Source organism: Nocardioides dubius (genome assembly GCF_039528155.1).
Lineage (GTDB): Bacteria > Actinomycetota > Actinomycetes > Propionibacteriales > Nocardioidaceae > Nocardioides > Nocardioides dubius.
The window spans coordinates 493,218-511,385 of sequence record NZ_BAAALG010000011.1; the positions used below are offsets into that span (position 1 = coordinate 493,218).

17 protein-coding genes are annotated in these 18,168 nt (G+C 70.6%); 2 read left to right on the forward strand and 15 right to left on the reverse strand.

The features are described 5' to 3' along the window. Positions 1-16 precede the first annotated feature (16 nt). The 4 genes from ABD151_RS15485 to ABD151_RS15500 form a co-directional block, all read right to left on the reverse strand. Positions 17-2,917: an ABC transporter permease subunit gene (locus ABD151_RS15485; protein ID WP_343995672.1), complete on the reverse strand. Its 2,901-nt coding sequence runs from the start codon at positions 2,915-2,917 to the stop codon at positions 17-19. Further along, positions 2,914-3,669, reverse strand: a complete 756-nt coding sequence (locus tag ABD151_RS15490) for an ABC transporter ATP-binding protein (protein WP_343995673.1) — start codon at positions 3,667-3,669, stop codon at positions 2,914-2,916. Before ABD151_RS15490 ends, ABD151_RS15485 begins: the two co-directional genes overlap by 4 nt. Next, on the reverse strand, positions 3,650-4,897 hold the full coding sequence (locus tag ABD151_RS15495; RefSeq protein WP_343995674.1) for a type 1 periplasmic-binding domain-containing protein: 1,248 nt from the start codon (positions 4,895-4,897) through the stop codon (positions 3,650-3,652). Before ABD151_RS15495 ends, ABD151_RS15490 begins: the two co-directional genes overlap by 20 nt. A gap of 189 nt (positions 4,898-5,086) precedes the next feature. Continuing rightward, entirely contained in the window at positions 5,087-7,126 is a 2,040-nt protein-coding gene (locus tag ABD151_RS15500; RefSeq protein WP_343995675.1) for a hypothetical protein, read from the reverse strand. A 77-nt stretch (positions 7,127-7,203) separates the two neighbouring features. Between ABD151_RS15500 and ABD151_RS15505 the strand changes: the two genes are divergently transcribed. Together ABD151_RS15505 and ABD151_RS15510 are read left to right on the forward strand one after the other, a co-directional pair. After that, positions 7,204-7,869: a class E sortase gene (locus tag ABD151_RS15505; RefSeq protein ID WP_343995676.1), complete on the forward strand. Its 666-nt coding sequence runs from the start codon at positions 7,204-7,206 to the stop codon at positions 7,867-7,869. Beyond that, positions 7,869-8,024, forward strand: a complete 156-nt coding sequence (locus ABD151_RS15510) for a hypothetical protein (protein WP_343995677.1) — start codon at positions 7,869-7,871, stop codon at positions 8,022-8,024. The genes ABD151_RS15505 and ABD151_RS15510 overlap by 1 nt, the downstream gene beginning before the upstream one ends. Before the next feature lie 34 nt (positions 8,025-8,058). Here ABD151_RS15510 and ABD151_RS15515 read toward each other — a convergent pair whose 3' ends face one another. The 11 genes from ABD151_RS15515 to ABD151_RS15565 form a co-directional block, all read right to left on the reverse strand. Beyond that, on the reverse strand, positions 8,059-8,808 hold the full coding sequence (locus tag ABD151_RS15515; protein ID WP_343995678.1) for a maleate cis-trans isomerase family protein: 750 nt from the start codon (positions 8,806-8,808) through the stop codon (positions 8,059-8,061). After that, positions 8,808-9,542, reverse strand: a complete 735-nt coding sequence (locus ABD151_RS15520; RefSeq protein WP_343995679.1) for a hypothetical protein — start codon at positions 9,540-9,542, stop codon at positions 8,808-8,810. The genes ABD151_RS15515 and ABD151_RS15520 overlap by 1 nt, the downstream gene beginning before the upstream one ends. Continuing rightward, on the reverse strand, positions 9,542-10,339 hold the full coding sequence (locus ABD151_RS15525; RefSeq protein ID WP_343995680.1) for an SDR family oxidoreductase: 798 nt from the start codon (positions 10,337-10,339) through the stop codon (positions 9,542-9,544). The genes ABD151_RS15520 and ABD151_RS15525 overlap by 1 nt, the downstream gene beginning before the upstream one ends. Continuing rightward, positions 10,336-11,289 (reverse strand): hypothetical protein, encoded by a 954-nt coding sequence (locus tag ABD151_RS15530; protein ID WP_343995681.1) that lies wholly within the window; start codon positions 11,287-11,289, stop codon positions 10,336-10,338. The genes ABD151_RS15525 and ABD151_RS15530 overlap by 4 nt, the downstream gene beginning before the upstream one ends. Continuing rightward, a complete protein-coding gene (locus ABD151_RS15535; protein WP_343995682.1) occupies positions 11,286-12,026 on the reverse strand; it encodes a hypothetical protein in 741 nt (246 codons plus the stop codon). Before ABD151_RS15535 ends, ABD151_RS15530 begins: the two co-directional genes overlap by 4 nt. Next, positions 12,023-13,351 carry an aromatic ring-hydroxylating dioxygenase subunit alpha gene (locus ABD151_RS15540; RefSeq protein WP_343995683.1) on the reverse strand — a complete coding sequence of 443 codons (1,329 nt, stop codon included), beginning with the start codon at positions 13,349-13,351 and terminating at the stop codon, positions 12,023-12,025. Before ABD151_RS15540 ends, ABD151_RS15535 begins: the two co-directional genes overlap by 4 nt. Positions 13,352-13,362: 11 nt before the next feature. Then, the gene (locus ABD151_RS15545) at positions 13,363-14,367 is read right to left on the reverse strand and encodes an alpha/beta hydrolase family protein (RefSeq protein WP_343995684.1); all 1,005 of its coding nucleotides are present in this window, start codon (positions 14,365-14,367) and stop codon (positions 13,363-13,365) included. Between the two features lie 8 nt (positions 14,368-14,375). Beyond that, on the reverse strand, positions 14,376-15,185 hold the full coding sequence (locus tag ABD151_RS15550; RefSeq protein ID WP_343995685.1) for a hypothetical protein: 810 nt from the start codon (positions 15,183-15,185) through the stop codon (positions 14,376-14,378). A gap of 114 nt (positions 15,186-15,299) precedes the next feature. After that, positions 15,300-16,733 carry an aldehyde dehydrogenase family protein gene (locus ABD151_RS15555; protein WP_343995686.1) on the reverse strand — a complete coding sequence of 478 codons (1,434 nt, stop codon included), beginning with the start codon at positions 16,731-16,733 and terminating at the stop codon, positions 15,300-15,302. Continuing rightward, positions 16,730-17,944, reverse strand: a complete 1,215-nt coding sequence (locus ABD151_RS15560) for an FAD-dependent oxidoreductase (protein WP_343995687.1) — start codon at positions 17,942-17,944, stop codon at positions 16,730-16,732. The genes ABD151_RS15555 and ABD151_RS15560 overlap by 4 nt, the downstream gene beginning before the upstream one ends. Further along, the coding region (locus ABD151_RS15565) for a hypothetical protein (RefSeq protein WP_343995688.1) at positions 17,944-18,168 on the reverse strand (225 nt) is incomplete at its 5' end. The genes ABD151_RS15565 and ABD151_RS15560, both read right to left, overlap by 1 nt.

The window sequence follows — 18,168 nt, forward strand, 5'->3', positions numbered from 1 at the left end:
GTGGTGCGCGGACGACTCAGTGGATCTTCTGGGTGGGGCGATCGGTGGGGTCGATGATCGTGCTGACGGCGCCGACGTCGACCCGCGAGCGGACCGCCGAGCGGGTGATCGCGTTCTCGTCGGTGCCGAGGTAGGAGCGGACCACCTCGGGGTGCTCGCGCACCTCGTCGGGCGTGCCGGTGGCGATCACCCGACCGAGGTTCATCGCCAGCATCCGGTCGCACAGGTGCGACAGCAACGGCAGGTCGTGCTCGATCACGATCATGGTGGTGCCCAGCTCGCGGCGGATCCCGAGCAGCAGCTCGCCGAGCGGCTCGCTCTCGCTCTGCGCGATCCCGGCCGAGGGCTCGTCGAGCAGCAGCACCCGCGGCTCGAGCGCCAGCAGGCTGGCCAGCTCCACGACGCGCCGGGTGCCGGTGGAGAGCTCGGCGATGGTGCGCCGCGCGAAGGGCGTCAACGCCATCCGCTCCATCAGCTCGTCGGCCATCTCGGACTTGCGTCGCTCCGCCATCCGGCCGCCCAGGGCCGCGGCCCACAGCTGCGAGGGCTCGGCCCGCTCCTGGGCGAGCATCAGCGTCTCGTGGACCGTCAGCGTCCCGAAGAGCGCCGCGTCCTGGAACGATCGGACCAGGCCGACCTGCGCACGCTGCTCCGGCGAGCGCTTGGTGACGTCGACGCCGTCGTAGACGATCTGGCCCTGGTTGGGCGAGGTGAAGCCGGCGATGATCTCGAAGAGCGTCGTCTTGCCCGCGCCGTTGGGGCCGATGATGCCCACGATCTCGCCGGGTGTGGCCTCGAAGGAGACGCCGTCCACGGCGACCACGCCGCCGAACCGACGGGATACTCCGCTGACCGAGAGGATCGGCCCGTCCGAGCGCTCCTGCGCGACGGTCGCCGATCCCAGGCCCTCGAGGCGCTGCGTGCAGGCCAGCGGCGAGACCGCCTCGTCGACCGAGCCGTGCCGGGCGCGCTGGACGTCGATGCCGGCATGCCGGGCGACGCCGTCGGCCCACCAGTCACGGATCTTGGCGATGATGCCGCCGAGGCCGTCGGGCAGCATGACCACCACGAGCAGCCAGGCGATCGAGAGCGTCGCCTGTCCGTAGAGGTCGAGCGACCAGATGGCCGGGATGCCGATGATGATCAGGGCACCGAGGACCGGTCCTCCGGTGAGCACCAGGCCACCGACCACCGCGATCGCGACCACGTCGATGCTCGCGCTGGCGGGGAACGAGTTGACCGTCAGCTGGGTCTGGCCATGGCCGATCACCGCGCCACCCAGGCCGGCCAGGGCTCCGGAGAGCGCGAAGATCTGCAGCTTGCGCATCCGGCTCCGCACGGTGAACGCACGCGCGGCGTCCTCGTTGTCGCGCACCGCCTGCAGCGCCCGGCCGAAGCCGCTGTGCCGCAGGTTGCCGACCAGCCACATGGCGATGATCAGCATCATCAGGGCGAACAGGTAGTAGTCGACGGCGAGCACCACGGAGTAGCCGAAGATCTCCGGCTTGGCCGGCTGCACGCCGAAGCCGAGGAAGCTGTCGAGCTTGAGCAGCCAGCCGCTGGTGGCGAGTGCGAGCGCCAGGGTCGAGACGGCCAGGGCCAGGCCCTGCAGCCGCATGGCCGGGATGCCGACCAGGGCCGCCACCACCGCCGCGGCCGCGATGCCGCAGCCGACGCCGATCACGAAGCTGCCGGTGGACTCGACGGCATGCACCGAGACCGCGGCGCCGATGCCCGCGTAGGCGAACTGCCCCAGCGAGAGCTGACCGGAGACCCCGGTGAGCAGACCGACGCTGAGCCCGACCAGGGCGAAGCCGACCACATTGATCAGGGCTGAGGCGGTCGCGTTGGTGATCACGTAGGCGATGCCGACGGCGATCGCGATCAACAGCGCCGCCATCAGGCGCGGGAACCAGCGGATCGCCCACAGGGAGCGGTACTCCGCCGGCAGCGGCGTCATCACGATCCGCTGCCAGCCGATCCGCTCGCGCACGGCGCGGCCGAGAGCCGGCTGGGTGAGCAGCGCGATCACGATGATCAGGCCCAGTGCCAGCGGCACCATGGTTCGCGTGTCGGGGTTGGAGAGCAGGATCTGCTCGAGCACGCCGACGCCGAGCGAGGCGGCGACGGCGATCGGGATCGACGTCATCCGGGCGATCACCGCACCGGCGAGGCCCTTGAGCAGCATGTCCGGCCCGAGCGTGTCCATCGACTGGCCGGCGGTGGTCGGGGTGACCATGATCGCGGAGAAGGCGGCGATCGCGGCGGCGATGCCCCACGCGAGGGTGGCCATCCGAGGTGCCCGGATGCCGTTGAGCAGCGCGGCGTCGTTGTCGTCGGAGGCGGCGCGAATCGCGATGCCCACCCGGTGCCGCTTCAAGAACAGCGCCAGCGCGACCAGCAGCATCGGGCCGAAGACGACCATCGCCACGTGCGCGGTGGTGATGTTGGTGGCGCCGATCGTGAACTCGGGCAGGCCCGGCGGCCGCGGGAAGGTGAAGCCGTTGACGCCGTCGGAGTTGATGATCAGCGCGAAGATCAGGATGAACTGCGAGAGCCCGAGGGTCGCGATCATGCCGATCATCGTCGGGCGGCCGACGAGGCGTCGCACGACGAGCCATTCGATGCCCGCTCCGAGCGCTGCGGCGACGGCGAGCGCGAGGACGAAGGACGGCCAGTAGGGCAGGCCCCAGTCGTTGGCCAGCAGCGCGAGGATCGCAGCACCGAAGGCGCCGACCGATCCATGGGCGAAGTTGACGAACCGGCTCGACCGATAGACCAGCACCAGGCCGATCGCCAGCAGGCCGTAGGTGAGGCCCGCGAACAGGCCGATCACCAGGCGGTCGACGCCGAAGTCGAACCCTCCCCAGGTGATCCGCTCGTCGGTGAGCGCCAGCGTCGTCAGTAGGGCGTTCATCCTGCCTCCGCCACGTGTCCACCCAGCATCAGGGTGCGGATCCGGTCTGGGTCTGCGGCAAGCACCGCGGCGGACTCCTCTGCGATGATCTCGCCCTTCTCCATCACGTAGGCGCGATGGACGAGCGAGAGGGCGACGTTGATCGACTGCTCGACGACGAGCACCGCGGCTCCGCGATCGTTGAGACGGCGCACCAGCTCGCACAGGCCACCGACGACGACCGGCGCGAGGCCGAGCGAGAACTCGTCGATCACCAGCAGCTTCGGGTCGTTCACGATCGCCTTGGCGAGCGCCAGCATCTGCCGCTCGCCGCCGGAGAGCGTGGACGCCGCCTGGTTGCGGCGCGCGTTCAGCCTCGGGAAGATCGCGAGGGCGGCCTCGACCGCCTCCTTGACCCACTTCTGGTCCTTGGCGGCGTAGCCATGCATGGTCAGGTTCTCGGCGACCGTCAGCGACCCGAAGGCGGACTGGCCGATGACCTGGCTCAGCCCCGCCTCGACCCGCTTGCGCGGCGCCCAGCCGGTGGCGTCCATCCCGCCGAGGTGGACGGTGCCGGAGTCGGGCTTGAGCAGGCCGCCGATCACCCTCAGCGTCGTCGACTTGCCCACGCCGTTGGGCCCGAGGAGCGCGACCATCTCGCCCTGCTCCACGCGCAGGCTCGCCCCGAAGAGCACCTGCACCGGGCCGTAGGAGGCGTTGATGCCCTCCACCCGGAGCGCGGGAGCGGCGTGGTCACTTGGTGAACGGGACATCGTCACCCTCATACGTGAAGCAGGAGCACTCGTCGTCGAAGCGCAGGAACCGGTAGGCGCCGGCGGCGGAGCGGCTCGGGCCGCCGAGGCCGGTGCCGAAGCCCGAGGCGGTCTCGAACTGGGCGCCGACGGTCTCCACCGCAGCACTCCAGGTGGCCGCGTTGAACGCCCCCGAGACGTCGTCGGCGCCGAGCTTCAGCAACCGAGCGGCGTCGCAGAACGGCAGCGCCACCCGAGCGCCCTCACGGGTGTCGAAGGTGATCCCGGAGGCCTTGTAGATGTCCAGGCACTCGCTCTCCGCGCCCGGACGGGGGAAGGCGAGCTTCGCGTCCTGCACGTCCTGAGCGGGCTGGAAGCCGATGCCCACCATCCCGGTCATCGTCTCGGACGGGACCGTCTCCGGGTTGTTCACGAAGAACGAGGGGTTGTCGAAGGTCGAGATCGCGTAGCGGGCCTTGAAGCCCTTCGAGCCCGCAATGGTCGCGAAGATCGACGCCAGGCGCGACCCACCGAGGAACATCACCCGGTCGACCTTCTTGCTGGCGAAGGTGATCGCCGCCTGCTCCTCGCCCTGGTAGATGGTGCCGATGTCGGTGGTGTCGACCCAGCCGACCTCGGGCGTGACCCCGAGCTCCTTCAGCTGCTTGACGGCACGCTTCTCGATCGCGCGGCGGTTCACCGGGTTGTCGGCCGCGACGATGGCCACCTTGTCGCGGCCCTCGAAGAAGCCCTGCTTGTCGAGTGCGTCGATGTAGGAGCTGGTGAAGGCGTCGTACTCGGGGTAGCTCGCCGTCCACAGGTAGGGGTCGAGCTCGTCGTAGATCTCGGTGTCGTTGGCGACCAGCGTCGCGTCGAGCATCAGCGTGTTGCGCTGCGCGTAGCAGGGACGCGCGTTGGACTGGAACTGCCCGGTGAGCACCACGGCGAACGCCTGGTCGTCCTGGCTGACCTGGTTGCAGAGCTGCTCCTCGGCCGCCGGCGAGTCGACCTGCGCGTCGTACCAGCGCAGCACCGCGTCGAGCTTGCGGCCGCCGAGGCCGCCGTTCTCGTTGACCCACTTCTCGAGGGCGGCGACCTGCTTCTCCGGGTCACCGATCGAGGCCGTCTTGAAGCCGGTGGCGTCCTGGACGGCGTCGAGGTCGACGGCGACGAAGACCACCTTGACCGCGTCGTCGCTGACTCCGGGCCCGGCGACGGTGCTGTCGACTCCCTTGCCGGCTCCGGGCATCAGCACGCCACAACCGGCCAACGCCAGAGCGAGGGCAGCACCCGCTGCGCCCGTGCGGGCCCACAGTGCGCGGTCATGTGTTCTGGCGGTCCTACGTTCGGTTGCCATGGCCTCCCTCTCATGAAGTAGCGCAAACTATATACGATATCTACTTCTCGGACGAGACCCAGGTCACGCTTTCGCCAAGATTCACAAAGATGCAACATTCCGGGCGGCGCAGCGCTCCAGCCACCGCTCGACGGCGGCCACGTCCACAACGGCGTCGTCCATCGTCTCCAGGGCACCCGGCTCCGCCCACCACTGCTCGAGGGCGGCAAGGTCGACCACCGCATCGCCTCCCCCGTCTGCCGCGCCGGCACCCGACGCACCGAGAGCGATCGGCACGCCGGCAGCAGCCGGCGCATGCGCCGCGATCAGCCTGCGCCGCAACGCCCAGGCCACCAGCAGCACGCCGAGGCCATTGAGGGCCAGCAGCCCCCACGGATAGGTCTGCCACTCCATCGAGAAGCGGCCCAGCTCGTCCTCGCCGATCTGGCCCGCCACCGTGTAGGTGCCGAAGGCGCCGACCGGAAGCGCGATCGGCACCTCCACCGTCAGCGACTCCCCCGGCCCCAGCCGGGCGAAGCCGTCGGAGCGGTAGATCGGGTCGAGGTCGTCGCCCTTGCCGACCGAAATCTCCAGGCCGGGCGCGACCGCTTCCTCCTCGCCCACGTTGTGCGCCCGCAGCCGCAGGGTCCGTTGGGGGCCGGCCCCGAAGAGGTCGACGAGGCGACTCTCGCCCACCAGCGTGGCCTGGGTGATCACCACGTCGCCGGCCCGGGCGATGGCCTGCTGCTCGGCGTCGACGAGGTCGGGCGCCAGGCTCGCGTCCGGCTCCGGCACGTCGACCAGCGCCGGGGCCTCAGCCGCCGACTGCGTGGAGTCGGTCGAGGTGGAGCCGGTGTCACCGACACTGCCGGTGTCGCCGCTGTCGCCGTCGTCGCCGGGCGCGGGAGCCTCGGCGTCCACCGAAACCCGCGCCTCCAGCGTCTCGCGCCCGGCACCACGGGGCTGGCGTGCGACCACCTCGGCCACCTCTGCGCCGGCCGGCACCTTCAGCCGGGCCGTGACGGCGCCCAGCGCGCCAGCAGAGATCCGCACCGGCGCGCCGATCCGGGCACCCTCCTCGTCGAGGGCCCGCAGCCGCACCTCGCGCAACGGGTCCCACTGCTCGCCGGCGACCTTGATCCGCTTGGCGCCGGCGTCGACGATCTCGACCGCCGGCACTCCGAGCACCGTCAAGGAGGCATCCGCCGCGGGCCCGGGAGCGGGGACCGTGGCGACCCGCAGGACTCCTGGCCCGCTCGCAGCGTCGACCGGCACGACGACCTCCACCGTGGCCGCACCCGCGGCATCGGCGGCGCTCACGTCACCGGGCAGCGAAGCGCAGGCCGCTCCGGCGGCAGTCGGGCACAGCTGCACCGTCAACCCGGCAAGCGAGGCGAAGCCCAGCACCGAGACCCGGACGCGGTCGCCGGCACGGGCCGCGTAGCCGACCTGCTGGCCGTCCACGGCGTCGATGCCCGCCACAGTCGCGGCGACCACGTCGAAGCCGGCGCTCAGGTCGGTCGGCAGCGGCGCCGTCACCGGGTTGTCCCCGGCCGGATCGCCAGCAGTCTGTCCGTTGCAGACCACCCACGCATCGACACCGCCAACGGGCACCGAGAAGATGACCTGGCGCAGCTCCACGAGGTGGGCTCCGGTCGCCTCGAGCGGAACGAGCGCCTCGGCACTGAGGTCCAGCTCACCGATCGACGTGGCAGCGGCGGCGACCTCGATCGGCAGGGCAACCGGGTCCAGGGAGGTGCGGGTGGCATCCGGCGCGACGACGTCCACGAAGAGGGCGACCTCGGCCTCGCGGGCCTCGGAGTCGGCACCGCCCGGCAGCAGCGGCCCCTCGTCGAGGGCGAGGGTGACCGCGCGGCTCCCGCCGACGGCGGTGCCGCCGGCAGTGCCCAGCTCGAAGGCAGGCTCAGCGGCCCACGGCTCGAGCTGGGTGCTCAGCGAGGTGCCTCCGGCCAGATCGCCCAGCTCCGCACCGGGGGCCGGCTGGTACCACCAGCATCCGCCGCTCGGAGCCACCGCGGCGACGGGCGCCGCGAAGACCGGACCCGCGCCCGCGAATCCGGGCAACGCCGAGGCGACGATCACCGCCAGGGCGGAGAACGATCGAAGGCCTCTGTTCGACATGCCAGACTCCTGTCAGCTACCGCTTCGGTCGACTCCGCCGACCATCGCAGGCCGAGTCTAGATGATATATTAATCGCGTGCCGCGTCGTTTTGGAACCACTGCGATCACGTGTCTGCGTGTTCTCGCCGAACTGCTGCTCACGCTCGGCGTCCTGCTCGGGGCGCTGGCCTTCTATCTGCTGGTGTGGACCAACGTGCAGACCGCGGCCGCCCAGGAGGAGCTGCTCAGCGAGTTCCGCGAGCGCCGCTCCGACGACCCCACCCGGGCCGTCGCCCCGAAGCCCGGTGACGGGCTCAACGTCCTGCACATCCCCCGGCTGGGCAAGGACTGGGAGTGGGTGGTCGTCGAGGGGGTCGACACCGACAGCCTCAATCGCGGCCCCGGCCACTTCCCCGCCAGCGCGCTTCCGGGAGCGATCGGCAACTACGCTGTGGCCGGCCACCGCGCCACCCACGGTGAGCCCTTCGCCGACCTCGACCAGCTCGCCGAGGGCGACAAGGTCTACGTCGAGGCGGCCGACGGCTGGTTCACCTACCGCGTCACCTGGACCCGGATCACCAGCCCCAGCGCCGTCGAGCTGATCGCTCCCGTGCCGGGCAAGCCCGGCACGGAGCCCGAGGTCGCGATGATGACGCTGGTCACCTGTCATCCACGATGGGGATCCAGCGAGCGACTGATCGTCGGCGCCCAGCTGATCGAGCGGCGCACCCTGGCCGCCGGAGCACCGAAGGAGCTCGACTGATGTACGCCCTGCTGTGGCGACTGCTGCCCGGCCCCTGGCCCGCGAAGACGGCCCAGGCCCTGGTGCTGCTCGCCGTCGTCTTCTGGCTGCTGATGTACGTGGCCTTCCCCGCACTCGAGCCGCACCTCCCGCTGGAGCAGGTGGTGGTCGGCTGACCGAGGCGGGGAAGGCCAACGCCCGTGGGCAGGATCAGTGCTCGCGGAGCAGGGTGCCGAAGCCGTGCAGCCGGTCCTCGATGCCGTTGTCGCGCAACGCCATCCACCAGGTGGCGGCATTGATCGCGATCACCGGCTTGTCGAGCCAGCGCTCAGCCTCGTCGGCCAGCTCGGTCATGCACAGGTTGGTGCCGCACTGCACGATCGCATCGACGTCGGAGTCGTTGATCTCGATCAGCGACTCGCGCAGGGTCTTCTCGGTGACGTGCGCGATCTCGACCGCGCTGTTCACGCACAGGCCCTTGATCTGACCGACCTCGAAGCCGAGCTCGGTGAAGAACTTGCGCACGTTGGCATCGCCGATCGGGGTGTACGGGGTGAGCACCGCGATCTTCTTGGCGCCGAACAGGTTCAGCGCGCGCTCGCAGCCCTCCGCCCCGGTGGCCACGCCGAGGCCGCCGGTGAGGCCTTGGATCTGCTGGACGAACTGCCGATTGCCCTCGACGCCGTCCCAGAAGGTCTCGGCGCTCATGCCCATCACCATGTAGTCGGGCTGCATCGTCATCAGGCTCTCGACGCAAGCGTCCATGTTGGCGCGGATCTGCACCAACAGGTTCTCCATGCCCTCATCGGTGGCGATGCGGCCGTCCGGGATGAAGATCCGGCCGTAGTGGGAGGTCACGCCCGGCACCCGCATCATGTCGAACTCGGGCTGCACGATGGTGTTGGTGCTGGGCGCGATGACGCCGAACTTGCGGCGCCAGCCCAGGCGGTCCGCGCCCATCAGGACACCCCCGCCTCGGCCGTGGCCTCGACGGCGCCGGACGCAGCGCGCTCCCGGTAGTAGGAGAGCAGCCACATCGCGCTGACCAGGAAGCTGGCCTGCACCGCGGTGTTGGTCAGCTGCTCGGCCCACTGGATCTCCAGCGACTGGGCGGGCTGCGCGGCCAGCGGCGGCAGGATGTTGGTGCCGAGCGTGTAGATCACCAGCAGGTAGCCGACGGAGCGCTTGCCCGCCCGGAACGCGACGACCGCGAGCGAGATGGCCATCACGCACGCCGCCACCGCTGCCGCGATCAGCAGCGGCCAGTTCTTGTACTCCCCCGCCGACCAGCTCATCCAGCCGGAGCCGAGCCCGGCCGCCAGGGGGAACGCGACGAAGAGCCACGGGTTGGCCTCCCGGCCCTTGGCCAGGCTGAACGCCGCCCAGGCGGTCGCGGAGAAACCGAGGGCGATGCACGGGAAGAGCAGGTTCTCCAGGATCGGGTACTCCCAGCACCCGGTCGCCACCAGGATCTTCCAGGTGGCCTTCGCGAGACCGCCGAGGGTGACCACCAGGCCACCGACCAGCGCCACCGGGTACGCCCGCGGCAGCGCGACGCGCACTGCCTGGGCCAGGTACCAGAAGGCGATGCCGGCCAGGATCACCGGCGCGAAGTCCTCGACGGCGAGCGGCACGTTGTACTCGGTGCAGACGTCCACGCCACGGGCGAGGACGACCTCGGTCGCCGTGCTCATCAGGCCCCCTGGGCGAAGAGGTCGCGCTTGTTGAACCCCGCGCTCATGAAGCGCCACATCGCCTTGCGCTTGGTCAGCCAGGCGACCCGGGTGCCGTTCTTGGAGGCACCGAGCACCTGCTGCGCCAGCCACGGCGTCACCGTCTCGACCTTGTCGCCGAGGATGTTGAAGATCTTCTTGGCCTTCTCGAAGCCCTCGGGGTCGGCGTCGTAGTCACGGACCAGCAGGTCGGTGGCGACGATGCCCGGCGAGAGGTAGCCGACCTTGACCGCGCTCCCCTCCACCTCACGCACCAACGCCTCGGTGAGGTACTGCACCGCGCGCTTGGAGGCGCCGTAGATCGCCATCCCGGGCTGGTGCTCGCCACGCGAGCCAAAGCCCTCCATGTTCCAGATCCAGCCGCCTCCGGGCTGCGCCGCCAGGCCGGCCGACGCCACCGCGGCACCGTTCAGCGTGCCGATCAGGTTGATGTCGACGACGGTCGCCACCTCACCGGTCGGGGCAGCGCTCAGCGGCCCGCGCGGCGCCGAGACGCCGGCGTTGTTGACCCAGACGTCGACGCGCCCGAAGGTCGCCACCGCGTGGTCCCACAAGGCTTGGACGGCGGCCCGGTCGGTGACGTCGGTGGCCAGGCCGGTGGCGTGGTTGCCCCCGCCCAGCGACTCCAACGCCTGCTCGACCGCCTCGCTGGTGCGACCGCAGATGACCACCCGCGAGCCACGGGCCAGGAACTCACGGGCCAGGCCGAAGCCGATCCCGCGGGTGCCGCCGGTGACCACGACGACCTGCGCGCTCATCGGGCCTCCCACTGCAACGAGCCGTGCACGAAGTGCGTGGTGGTGTCACCGTGCATCAGCTGCCAGACGATGGCCAGCTCACGGGTGGTGGGGTCGATCAGGAACTCGCGTCCGCGGATCTTCTCCGCGCCCTCGGCGTCCTTGCCGACCAGGTGCTGGACGGTGAACAGGGCACGCCCGTAGCCGGTCGCGTTGCCGTAGACCTCCGGGCCCTCGAACATCGTGCGGGCACCGTCGCGGTAGCGGTCGAAGGCGTACTGCCGCTCCAGGTCGCCGCTCCAGGTGATGGTGTGGCGAGCCGAGCGCAACGACGTCGGCGTGTGCGCGATCTCGACCTGCACCTTGCCCTCGGCGCTCTGGTCGGCGCCGTTGAGGAACAGCTCCCCCACCCAGGCGCCGGACTCCTTGGTCGGCAGCACCTGCGGCTTGGAGCCGCGCTCCATCTCCAGCGCGCGCCACTCGTCGACCCGGCGCTGGGTCTCCGGGTTGGTCTCCCGGTCCAGGGTGCGCAGGTAGACGCCGTTGAAGACCGCGCAGACCGTCCAGCCGTCGTGCAGCACCGAGGAGTAGACCTGGGTCTCGCCGTCGGCTAGCACCTGGTTCCAGGTGCGCAGGTCGGCCTGCCAGCCCGGCGAGTAGTAGTTGGCGTCCACGAACAGCCCGTAGGGCTGGCCGGTGCCGTAGAAGTCCGGACCGGTGTAGACCCGGTTCTCATCGGAGTCGACGACGCCGAAGTCGAACTGCGCACCCAGCTCGAAGCGGTTGCGCAGCGGGCCGGCACCGGAGAGCTTGGAGTCCATCCAATAGCGCGCCCCCTCGGCGGTGACCTCGCTCGCGCGGGCGATGTACTCGAAGCCGACGTGGTTGCCCTGGGCGTCGAAGAGGCCGGGGATCCCGTGCCACTCGCCCTCGATCCTCTTCTGCCACTCGCTGGTCTCGACGTCGCTCATCGGACGACCTCGTTCGTGACCAGCTGCAGGCGGATCTGCTCGGCGACCGGCTCGGTGACCAGGCGCGAGATCTGGGCCCACACCTTGTCCACGTCGGGGCTGAACAGCAGGCTCCGGTTGCGGGCGTCCCGCACCGCCAGGTCGGTGTCGGCGATGTCGGCCAGCACCTCGGCCGGCACCTCGCCGTCGACCAGCGAGAGCCAGTGCTCCAGGTAGGCGTTGACCGGGCCGTCGAGCTTGGCGAACGCGTCCTCGGACGCGCGGCTGGCCAGCATCCACGACGACATCACGGTCAGCTGGCGCGGGTCCAGCTGCGCCTTGCTCAGCCCCTCGAGCTCGAGCACCTCGTTGTAGGTGCCGGTCAGCGGGGTGTGCGCCCAGTCGTTGTAGACCATGTGGGTGCCGGCGTCGACGCGCTGGATCAGGTCGAGGTGGAAGGCGTAGTACCCGCCACCGGCGACGGAGTCGAGCGTGAAGTGCGGCACCGGCGAGCCGTCGGGCATGAACGCGAAGACCATGTGGCTGTCCAGCCCGATCTGCGGAACGGTGATGCCGACGTAGACCGCCTTGGCGACCTTCTCACCGGTGAAGACGCGCACCGCGCCGACCGGGTCCGGCCCCATCACGGAGCCGAGCACCTGGAACGGGCCACCGTCGGCGCCCAGCACCTCGGTGAGTGCGGCGCGCTCGATCAGGGCGTCGACCGTGCGGTTGCAGAGTCCTCCGGGCAGGCTCATGCGTTCACTTCCTTCGAGTCGGGCTTGGGGCCGGGCTTCGCCGGCTTGGCCGTGGGCTTGGCAGCAGGCTTGGCGGCGGCTGTCTCAGGCGTGGCAGCGTCGCCCTCGGCGGACGGCGCGGCCGGCGGGTCGTCGTGGACCAGGCGGCGCTCCTTGCGCAGCGGCGCGACCTTGCCGCTCTGCCCGGACTCGCGGATCCGGCGGCTCTGCGCCTCCTTGAAGTTCCAGGCGCTGGCCAGCTCCGGGACCGCCTTGCGCGTCGGCGACGGGATCACCCGCGCCTCGACGCGGGCCGGGCCCTCGCCGACGATGGTGTTGTCGTCGACGTCCCAGCCCAGGTCGATCAGCTCCTGGCGACGGCGGCGGTACTTGACCGCGTTGTAGTCGCTCTTCACGTGCAGCTCGGCCGACAGGTCGAACGGCAGCAGCTCGGGACGGACGGCGTCGACGATGTCGCGGTCCTCCTTGAGCACCTTGAAGATCCGGCGCTTGGCGTCGGCGTCGGCCCAGGCCCCCTTGAAGAAGGAGCGCAGCGCGACGAACTTGACCATCGTGGTCTCCTCGTCGACAGGGATGTTGACGTCGAAGATCTTCATCGGGCCCATCGGGGTGCCGATCTCCAACAGCAGCAGGTTCGGCAGCCACCAGGTCGTCGAGACCGGCACCGGCGGCCGATTGGCGAGGTCCTGCTTGTTCGGGTTGATCAGGCCCCACAGGCCCTTGGAGCGCGGCGGGAAGAGCTCGATCGACACCTTGCAGTGCCACTCCGACTCCTCGATCGCGAACTCGGGAACCTCGGGCTTCTCCTTGTTGCCGAAGACGCCGCCATGCACGAACGGGGTGTGTGCGACATCGACGCCGTTCTCCAGGATCCGCTCGTAGTTGGACTTCCACAGGAAGGAGCCGGTGACGGCGCGGAAGTTCACGTCGTCGTCGATCACCGACCAGTCGGGGATCGGCGGGCGCTCCTCCTCGGGCAGGTCGCCCATGTAGACCCAGATGAACTTGTACTTCTCCTGGGTCGGGTAGGAGTCGATCCGCGCCTTGCGCGGGATGCCCTGCTGGGGATGTGCGGGGATCTTCTCCACGACGCCCTCGGGGTTGTACTCCCACCCGTGGTAAGGGCAGACGATGCAGTCGTTCTTGACCTCACCGCCCGACAGCGCCGCCCCGCGGTGCACGCAGAGGTCGGACATCGCCACCACCGAGTTGTCGCTCGACTTGCGGTAGAGCACCAGCTGCTGGCCGAGGAGCTTGACCTTCATCGGCTTGGCCGGCTTCAGCACCTCGCTGAATTCCACGGCGTACCAGAAGTTCTTGAACATGACGATGCCTCCTAGCGCCGACGGATGTCGGCGATCTCGGGACGAGGGGCGGCGAGCCAGCCCTCGAGTTCGTGGTGCGCTGCGCGGTCGTCCTTGAGCCAGGCAGCGAAGAATCGGATGAGGGTGCGAGCGAGCAGGGCCCGCAGCTGCGCCTGGTCGCCGTCAGGCGGCGACTCCAGGAAGCCGCGGGCGGAGGTCGGGTCCTCGACGTCACAGGGCAGCAGGTGCCCGGCTCCGGCAAGCTGCACCAGCCAGGCCTCGGGGGCATCGGCCAGTGCCTCCTCGAAGGTCCGGCGCACCGGGTCATGGCCGACGGCGCCGGCCTGCTCGCCGTAGCGGATCGCGCTGGCCGCGACGACGCCGTCCTGGCTGCCGGCGACCAGCATCACCGGCACCTTCGCCGGCGAGGCGAGCAGCGTGTTCGGTGCGAAGCCGAGCTGCTGCGAGGCCAGGGTGTGCGACCCGTAGGTGGCCACCGCCCGGACCTGCGGGAACCAGGCCGGCGCAGCGGACTGCAACGCGACGGTGCCGCCGGCCGAGTGCCCGAAGACGCCGATCCGGTCCAGCGCCAGGGCGCCGGCCAACGGCCCCTCGGCCTGCTGCTCGGTGAGCGCGTCGAGCACCACGGCAAGAGCCGGGGTGGTCGGTCGCGCGCCGTACGCCTGCGGGGTGACGGCCTCGATGTCGACGCCGGGGGTGAGCCCGTACTGGCCGGGGAACAGCTCCCCGACCCAGTCGAAGGTGACGCAGACCAGACCGGCCCCGGCGAGCGCGGTCGCCAGCTCCAGGTAGCCGGCACTGGCGACGTTGATCCCCGGCAGCACGATCACCACCGGGTACGGGGCACCTGCCGGGTCGAGCGCGAGCGCACCACTCATCCGCTCGACGTCGTCGCGCGCGGCGAGTGCCGGGTAGCGGATGGTCAGGTGGAGAGTGTCGTAGGGCGCGGTCGCTCCCTGCACGCGCACCGCGGTCCGGTGCGACCGGACCCAGGGCGACGTGTCGGTGGACTCCATCTCGGGCCTCAGCGCAGGTGCGGCCGGGGCAGGACGCGGTCGCCGCCCCACAGTGCGCGGATCAGCTGCTGGGTCTTCTCCTCGCCGAAGAACCGGTCCCCCATCTCGTTGGCGGGGTCGCGCTCGGCGATCGCGCGGCGGGCGGCCTCGTCCTGGGCGGCGAGTGCGGCCTGCTCCTCGACCGGGACCGGCTCGGCCTCCTCCACCCAGGTCAGCCAGCGGTCGAGCTGGCGCTCGGCGAGCTCGGTGACCAGGTTGGTGGTGCGCTCGTCGCCGGGCGCCATGAAGCAGTAGGCGATCGGCGAGAGGCTGGCCCGCACGTGCGCGCTGCGGCTGACGAACGGGGTGATGAAGTCGTTCTGCGCCTGGACCTGCTCCCACTCCTCGTTGAAGGGGCCGTAGTAGCGGTCGTAGTAGTCGAGGTCGGTGACCAAGTTGGAGCGCGGCACCGAGTCCAGGAAGAGCCAGCCCTGCGGGAAGGCACCGAGCGCCATCCCGAAGTGCGGGACCCGGACCTGGGGCCCGAGCCAGATCGTCAGGTGCACGTTGACGAACCCCATCGCGGCGTTCTCCATGTGCGAGTGGATCATCCAGTCGATCTCGGGCCCGGAGTAGGCGCGCACGCTCCCCGAGGGGCCGTTCTCGGCGGAGAACGACTCGAACGCCTCCGACGACGGGTCACGCTCCAGCGCGAAGCGCGTCTGGACCTTCGCCGCGAGCCGGTCGATCAGCGCCTTCCAATCGGTGAAGAGCGCGGTGACGTCCGTGGGACCCGCCTCGTCGAAGTACTCCTGAACCGATTTGAGGTTCTGGCTCATGCGTCAATCCCTCCAAGAATGCAGAACGGCAAGCAAACCACCCGTGCTACAAATCATATATTCTATCGTCGTTCTTGGGAACCGGTTGTCGGGGCTTTTTTGTCCCCCGTCGGCTCACCCCACCGGGTAGGCCGTCGCGGCGAGCGCCGTAGCGCCGGCCCGGAACGCGCCGGGAGCATGGATCACGCACGGCTGCACGTACTCCAGCAGGCCCTCGTCTCCGTACTCGCGCCCCCAGCCGGAGCGCTTCACCCCGCCGAACGGCGCATGCAGCGCCATCCCGGTCCGGTTGTGCGTGTTGACGAAGGTGAACCCTGCCTCCAGCCGGGCGGCCACGGCGAAGGCCCGGTCCTCGTCGGCCGACCAGACCGAGGCACCCAGGCCGAGGTCACCCGCATTGGCGCGGGCGACCGCCTCCTCCACGGTGCGATAGCCCAGGATCGGCAGGGTCGGCCCGAACTGCTCGGTGGCGACGATCGGATCGTCGTCGGCCGCGCCCAGGACCAGGGTCGGCATCACGAAGTGCCCCAGGCTCAGATCTCCGACGGCGGTGCCGATCTCGCGGACCTCGGCGCCGCGGGCCCGCGCATCGGCGACCAGCCCCCGCACCCGGTCGGCCGAGACCGCCGAGACCACCGGGCCCATGCTCACCCCGGGCGTGAGCGGGTCGCCCACGTGCAGCACCCGCGCAGCCGCGGCGCTCAGCCCGGCCACGATCTCGTCATGACGCTCGACCGGGACGTAGAGCCGCTTGAGGGCCATGCAGACCTGGCCGCTGGTGGCGAACGCCGCCATCAGCATCCGCTCGTAGCCGGAGTCGTCCAGCTCGGCGTCGGCCAGCACGATCGCCGGATCGTTGCCGCCCAGCTCCAGGACGCTCGGGGTCAGCGCGCGACCGGCCATCGCCGCGATCGCCCGGCCGGCGATCTCGCCGCCGGTGAAGGCGACCCGCGCGACCGCCGGGTGCTCGACCAGCGCGGTGACCGTCTCGGCCTCGCCCTGCACCACCTGCACCAGCCCCTCGGGCAGCGCGGAGGCGATCAGCTCGAGCATCATGGTCACCCCGAACGGCGCCAGCGGCGACGGCTTGACGACGATCGCATTGCCGGTCACCAGCGCCGGGCCCACCTTCAGCGCAGCCAGGATCAACGGGGCGTTCCAGGGCGTGATCGCCGCGACCACGCCGAACGGCCGGTGCCGCACGGTGAGCCGCCCGCGCTCGTCGTCCGAGCCGCCGTCGCGCAGCAGCTCGGCGGCGCGTCCGGCGTACCAGCGCAGCACGGTGGCGGCGAAGCCCGCCTCGCCGCGCGCATCGCCCAGCACCTTGCCGGTCTCCCGTGCGGTCAGCTCGGCGATGGCGTCCAGGTGGGAGTCGAGGCCGTCGGCCGCCGCTCGCAGCAGGCGGGAGCGCTCGGCGACCGGGTTCGCCGCCCACGCCGACTGTGCGTCGGCAGCGGCACGGACCGCCGCGTCCACCTCGCGCGGCGTGCTGATCCGGACCGCGCCCACGCTCTCGTGCAGGCGTGCCGGGTTCTCCCGCGCGATCACGCCCCGGATCCTCCGAGCACCGCGACCGGCCTGCCCAGGCTCAACGAGTTGATCATCGACGTGTTGAGCAGGTGGGCGCGCATCCGCACCGGATCGGCGGCCAGCGCCCGCAGCTCGTCGTGGTAGGCCTGCTGGGCCACCGGATCGGTCTGCCGCAACCGCTCCCAGTTGTCGTGCGTGATCGTCTTGACGTAGGAGAGCGCCACCTGACGGCGCGCCTCGCAGGCGGCGTCGAGGTCGGCCTCGGTGCCCGTGCCCTCCAGCAGCGCCAGCAGCGCCTTCGCCTCGACCACGGCGTCGTGGACGCCGCTGTTCATCCCCATCCCGCCGAGCGGGTTGTTGATGTGCGCCGCGTCGCCCATCAGGATCAGCCGTCCCTTGCGGAAGGTGTCGGCGACCCGCTGGTGCACCCGGTAGAGGGTGGTGTGCAGGACGTCCCACTCCCGCCCGAGGTCGGCGACGCCGCGCAGCCGGGCCTGCACCCGCTCCGGGTCGATCTCGACCTCGTCCGCGGTGTCGGCGTCGGTCGGGAAGAGCACCCGCCAGTGCTCCGGGGTGCGCAGCACCACCAGCCACTCGGTGGGGTCGAAGACGTAGTTGACCGCGGCGATGCCCGGCAGCACGCTCTCCAGGTCCTCGGTGGTGGAGGCGACCAGGAACCGCTCGGGGTAGGTCATCCCCTCGAAGGTGAAGCCGGCGCTCTGCCGGACCTGCGAGTTCGAGCCGTCCGCGCCCAGCACCCAGTCGGCGGTGAAGACCTCGCCCTTCTCGGTGATGACGGTGCCGGCCTGGGCGGTGGTCGATGCCTCGACCACACGCTGCCCGAAGTGGACGGTGACGTTCGCCAAGCCCTGCAGGGCTTCGAGCAGGATCGGCGTCAGCTTGCTCTGCTCGCACTGCACCCGGAACGGGAACCGGGTGTCCTCGGCCAGGATGCCGAGATCGAGGTTCGCGATCGGGCCGGTGCGACGGTCGCGGTACTGGAAGCCGGTGGAGACGATGCCACGCTCCATCAGCGCTTCCAGTACCCCGAGGTCGTCGAACATCTCCAGGCTCGGCGGGTGGAAGGTCGAGGCCCGCGACTCGCTCGCCAGCTCGTCTCCCGCCTCCAGCACGGTGACCCGCACTCCGGCCCGGGCCAGGACCAGGGCGGCGGTGAGTCCGACCGCTCCGGCGCCGGCCACGATCACGGTGGTCTGGTTCTCGCTCATCAGCGTCCTCCCTCGACGGCCGCCGCGCCTGCGGCGTACCGCTGTTCGTCCTGCACTATCTGCGGAAGGCCGACCAGGTCGGTCAGCTCGTTCCAGGCCATGCGCTCGACGCCGGCAGCCGTGCCGGTGCCGAGGATCTCGCGGAACGCGTGCTGCACCGCCGCAGCGGCGGCCAGCATCGCGGAGACCGGGTGGATCACCAGGCGGACGCCGAGCGCCGCCAG

Excerpts from the sequence above, each read along its gene's own strand:
- ABD151_RS15485 (WP_343995672.1), bottom strand. The coding sequence starts at position 2,917 with ATGAACGCCCTACTGACGACGCTGGCGCTCACCGACGAGCGGATCACC.
- ABD151_RS15520 (WP_343995679.1), bottom strand. The coding sequence starts at position 9,542 with ATGAGCACGGCGACCGAGGTCGTCCTCGCCCGTGGCGTGGACGTCTGC.
- ABD151_RS15500 (WP_343995675.1), bottom strand. The coding sequence starts at position 7,126 with ATGTCGAACAGAGGCCTTCGATCGTTCTCCGCCCTGGCGGTGATCGTC.
- ABD151_RS15525 (WP_343995680.1), bottom strand. The coding sequence starts at position 10,339 with ATGAGCGCGCAGGTCGTCGTGGTCACCGGCGGCACCCGCGGGATCGGC.
- ABD151_RS15550 (WP_343995685.1), bottom strand. The coding sequence starts at position 15,185 with ATGAGCCAGAACCTCAAATCGGTTCAGGAGTACTTCGACGAGGCGGGT.
- ABD151_RS15545 (WP_343995684.1), bottom strand. The coding sequence starts at position 14,367 with ATGGAGTCCACCGACACGTCGCCCTGGGTCCGGTCGCACCGGACCGCG.
- ABD151_RS15510 (WP_343995677.1), top strand. The coding sequence starts at position 7,869 with ATGTACGCCCTGCTGTGGCGACTGCTGCCCGGCCCCTGGCCCGCGAAG.
- ABD151_RS15530 (WP_343995681.1), bottom strand. The coding sequence starts at position 11,289 with ATGAGCGACGTCGAGACCAGCGAGTGGCAGAAGAGGATCGAGGGCGAG.
- ABD151_RS15495 (WP_343995674.1), bottom strand. The coding sequence starts at position 4,897 with ATGCCCGGAGCCGGCAAGGGAGTCGACAGCACCGTCGCCGGGCCCGGA.
- ABD151_RS15515 (WP_343995678.1), bottom strand. The coding sequence starts at position 8,808 with ATGGGCGCGGACCGCCTGGGCTGGCGCCGCAAGTTCGGCGTCATCGCG.
- ABD151_RS15560 (WP_343995687.1), bottom strand. The coding sequence starts at position 17,944 with ATGAGCGAGAACCAGACCACCGTGATCGTGGCCGGCGCCGGAGCGGTC.
- ABD151_RS15535 (WP_343995682.1), bottom strand. The coding sequence starts at position 12,026 with ATGAGCCTGCCCGGAGGACTCTGCAACCGCACGGTCGACGCCCTGATC.
- ABD151_RS15540 (WP_343995683.1), bottom strand. The coding sequence starts at position 13,351 with ATGTTCAAGAACTTCTGGTACGCCGTGGAATTCAGCGAGGTGCTGAAG.
- ABD151_RS15490 (WP_343995673.1), bottom strand. The coding sequence starts at position 3,669 with ATGTCCCGTTCACCAAGTGACCACGCCGCTCCCGCGCTCCGGGTGGAG.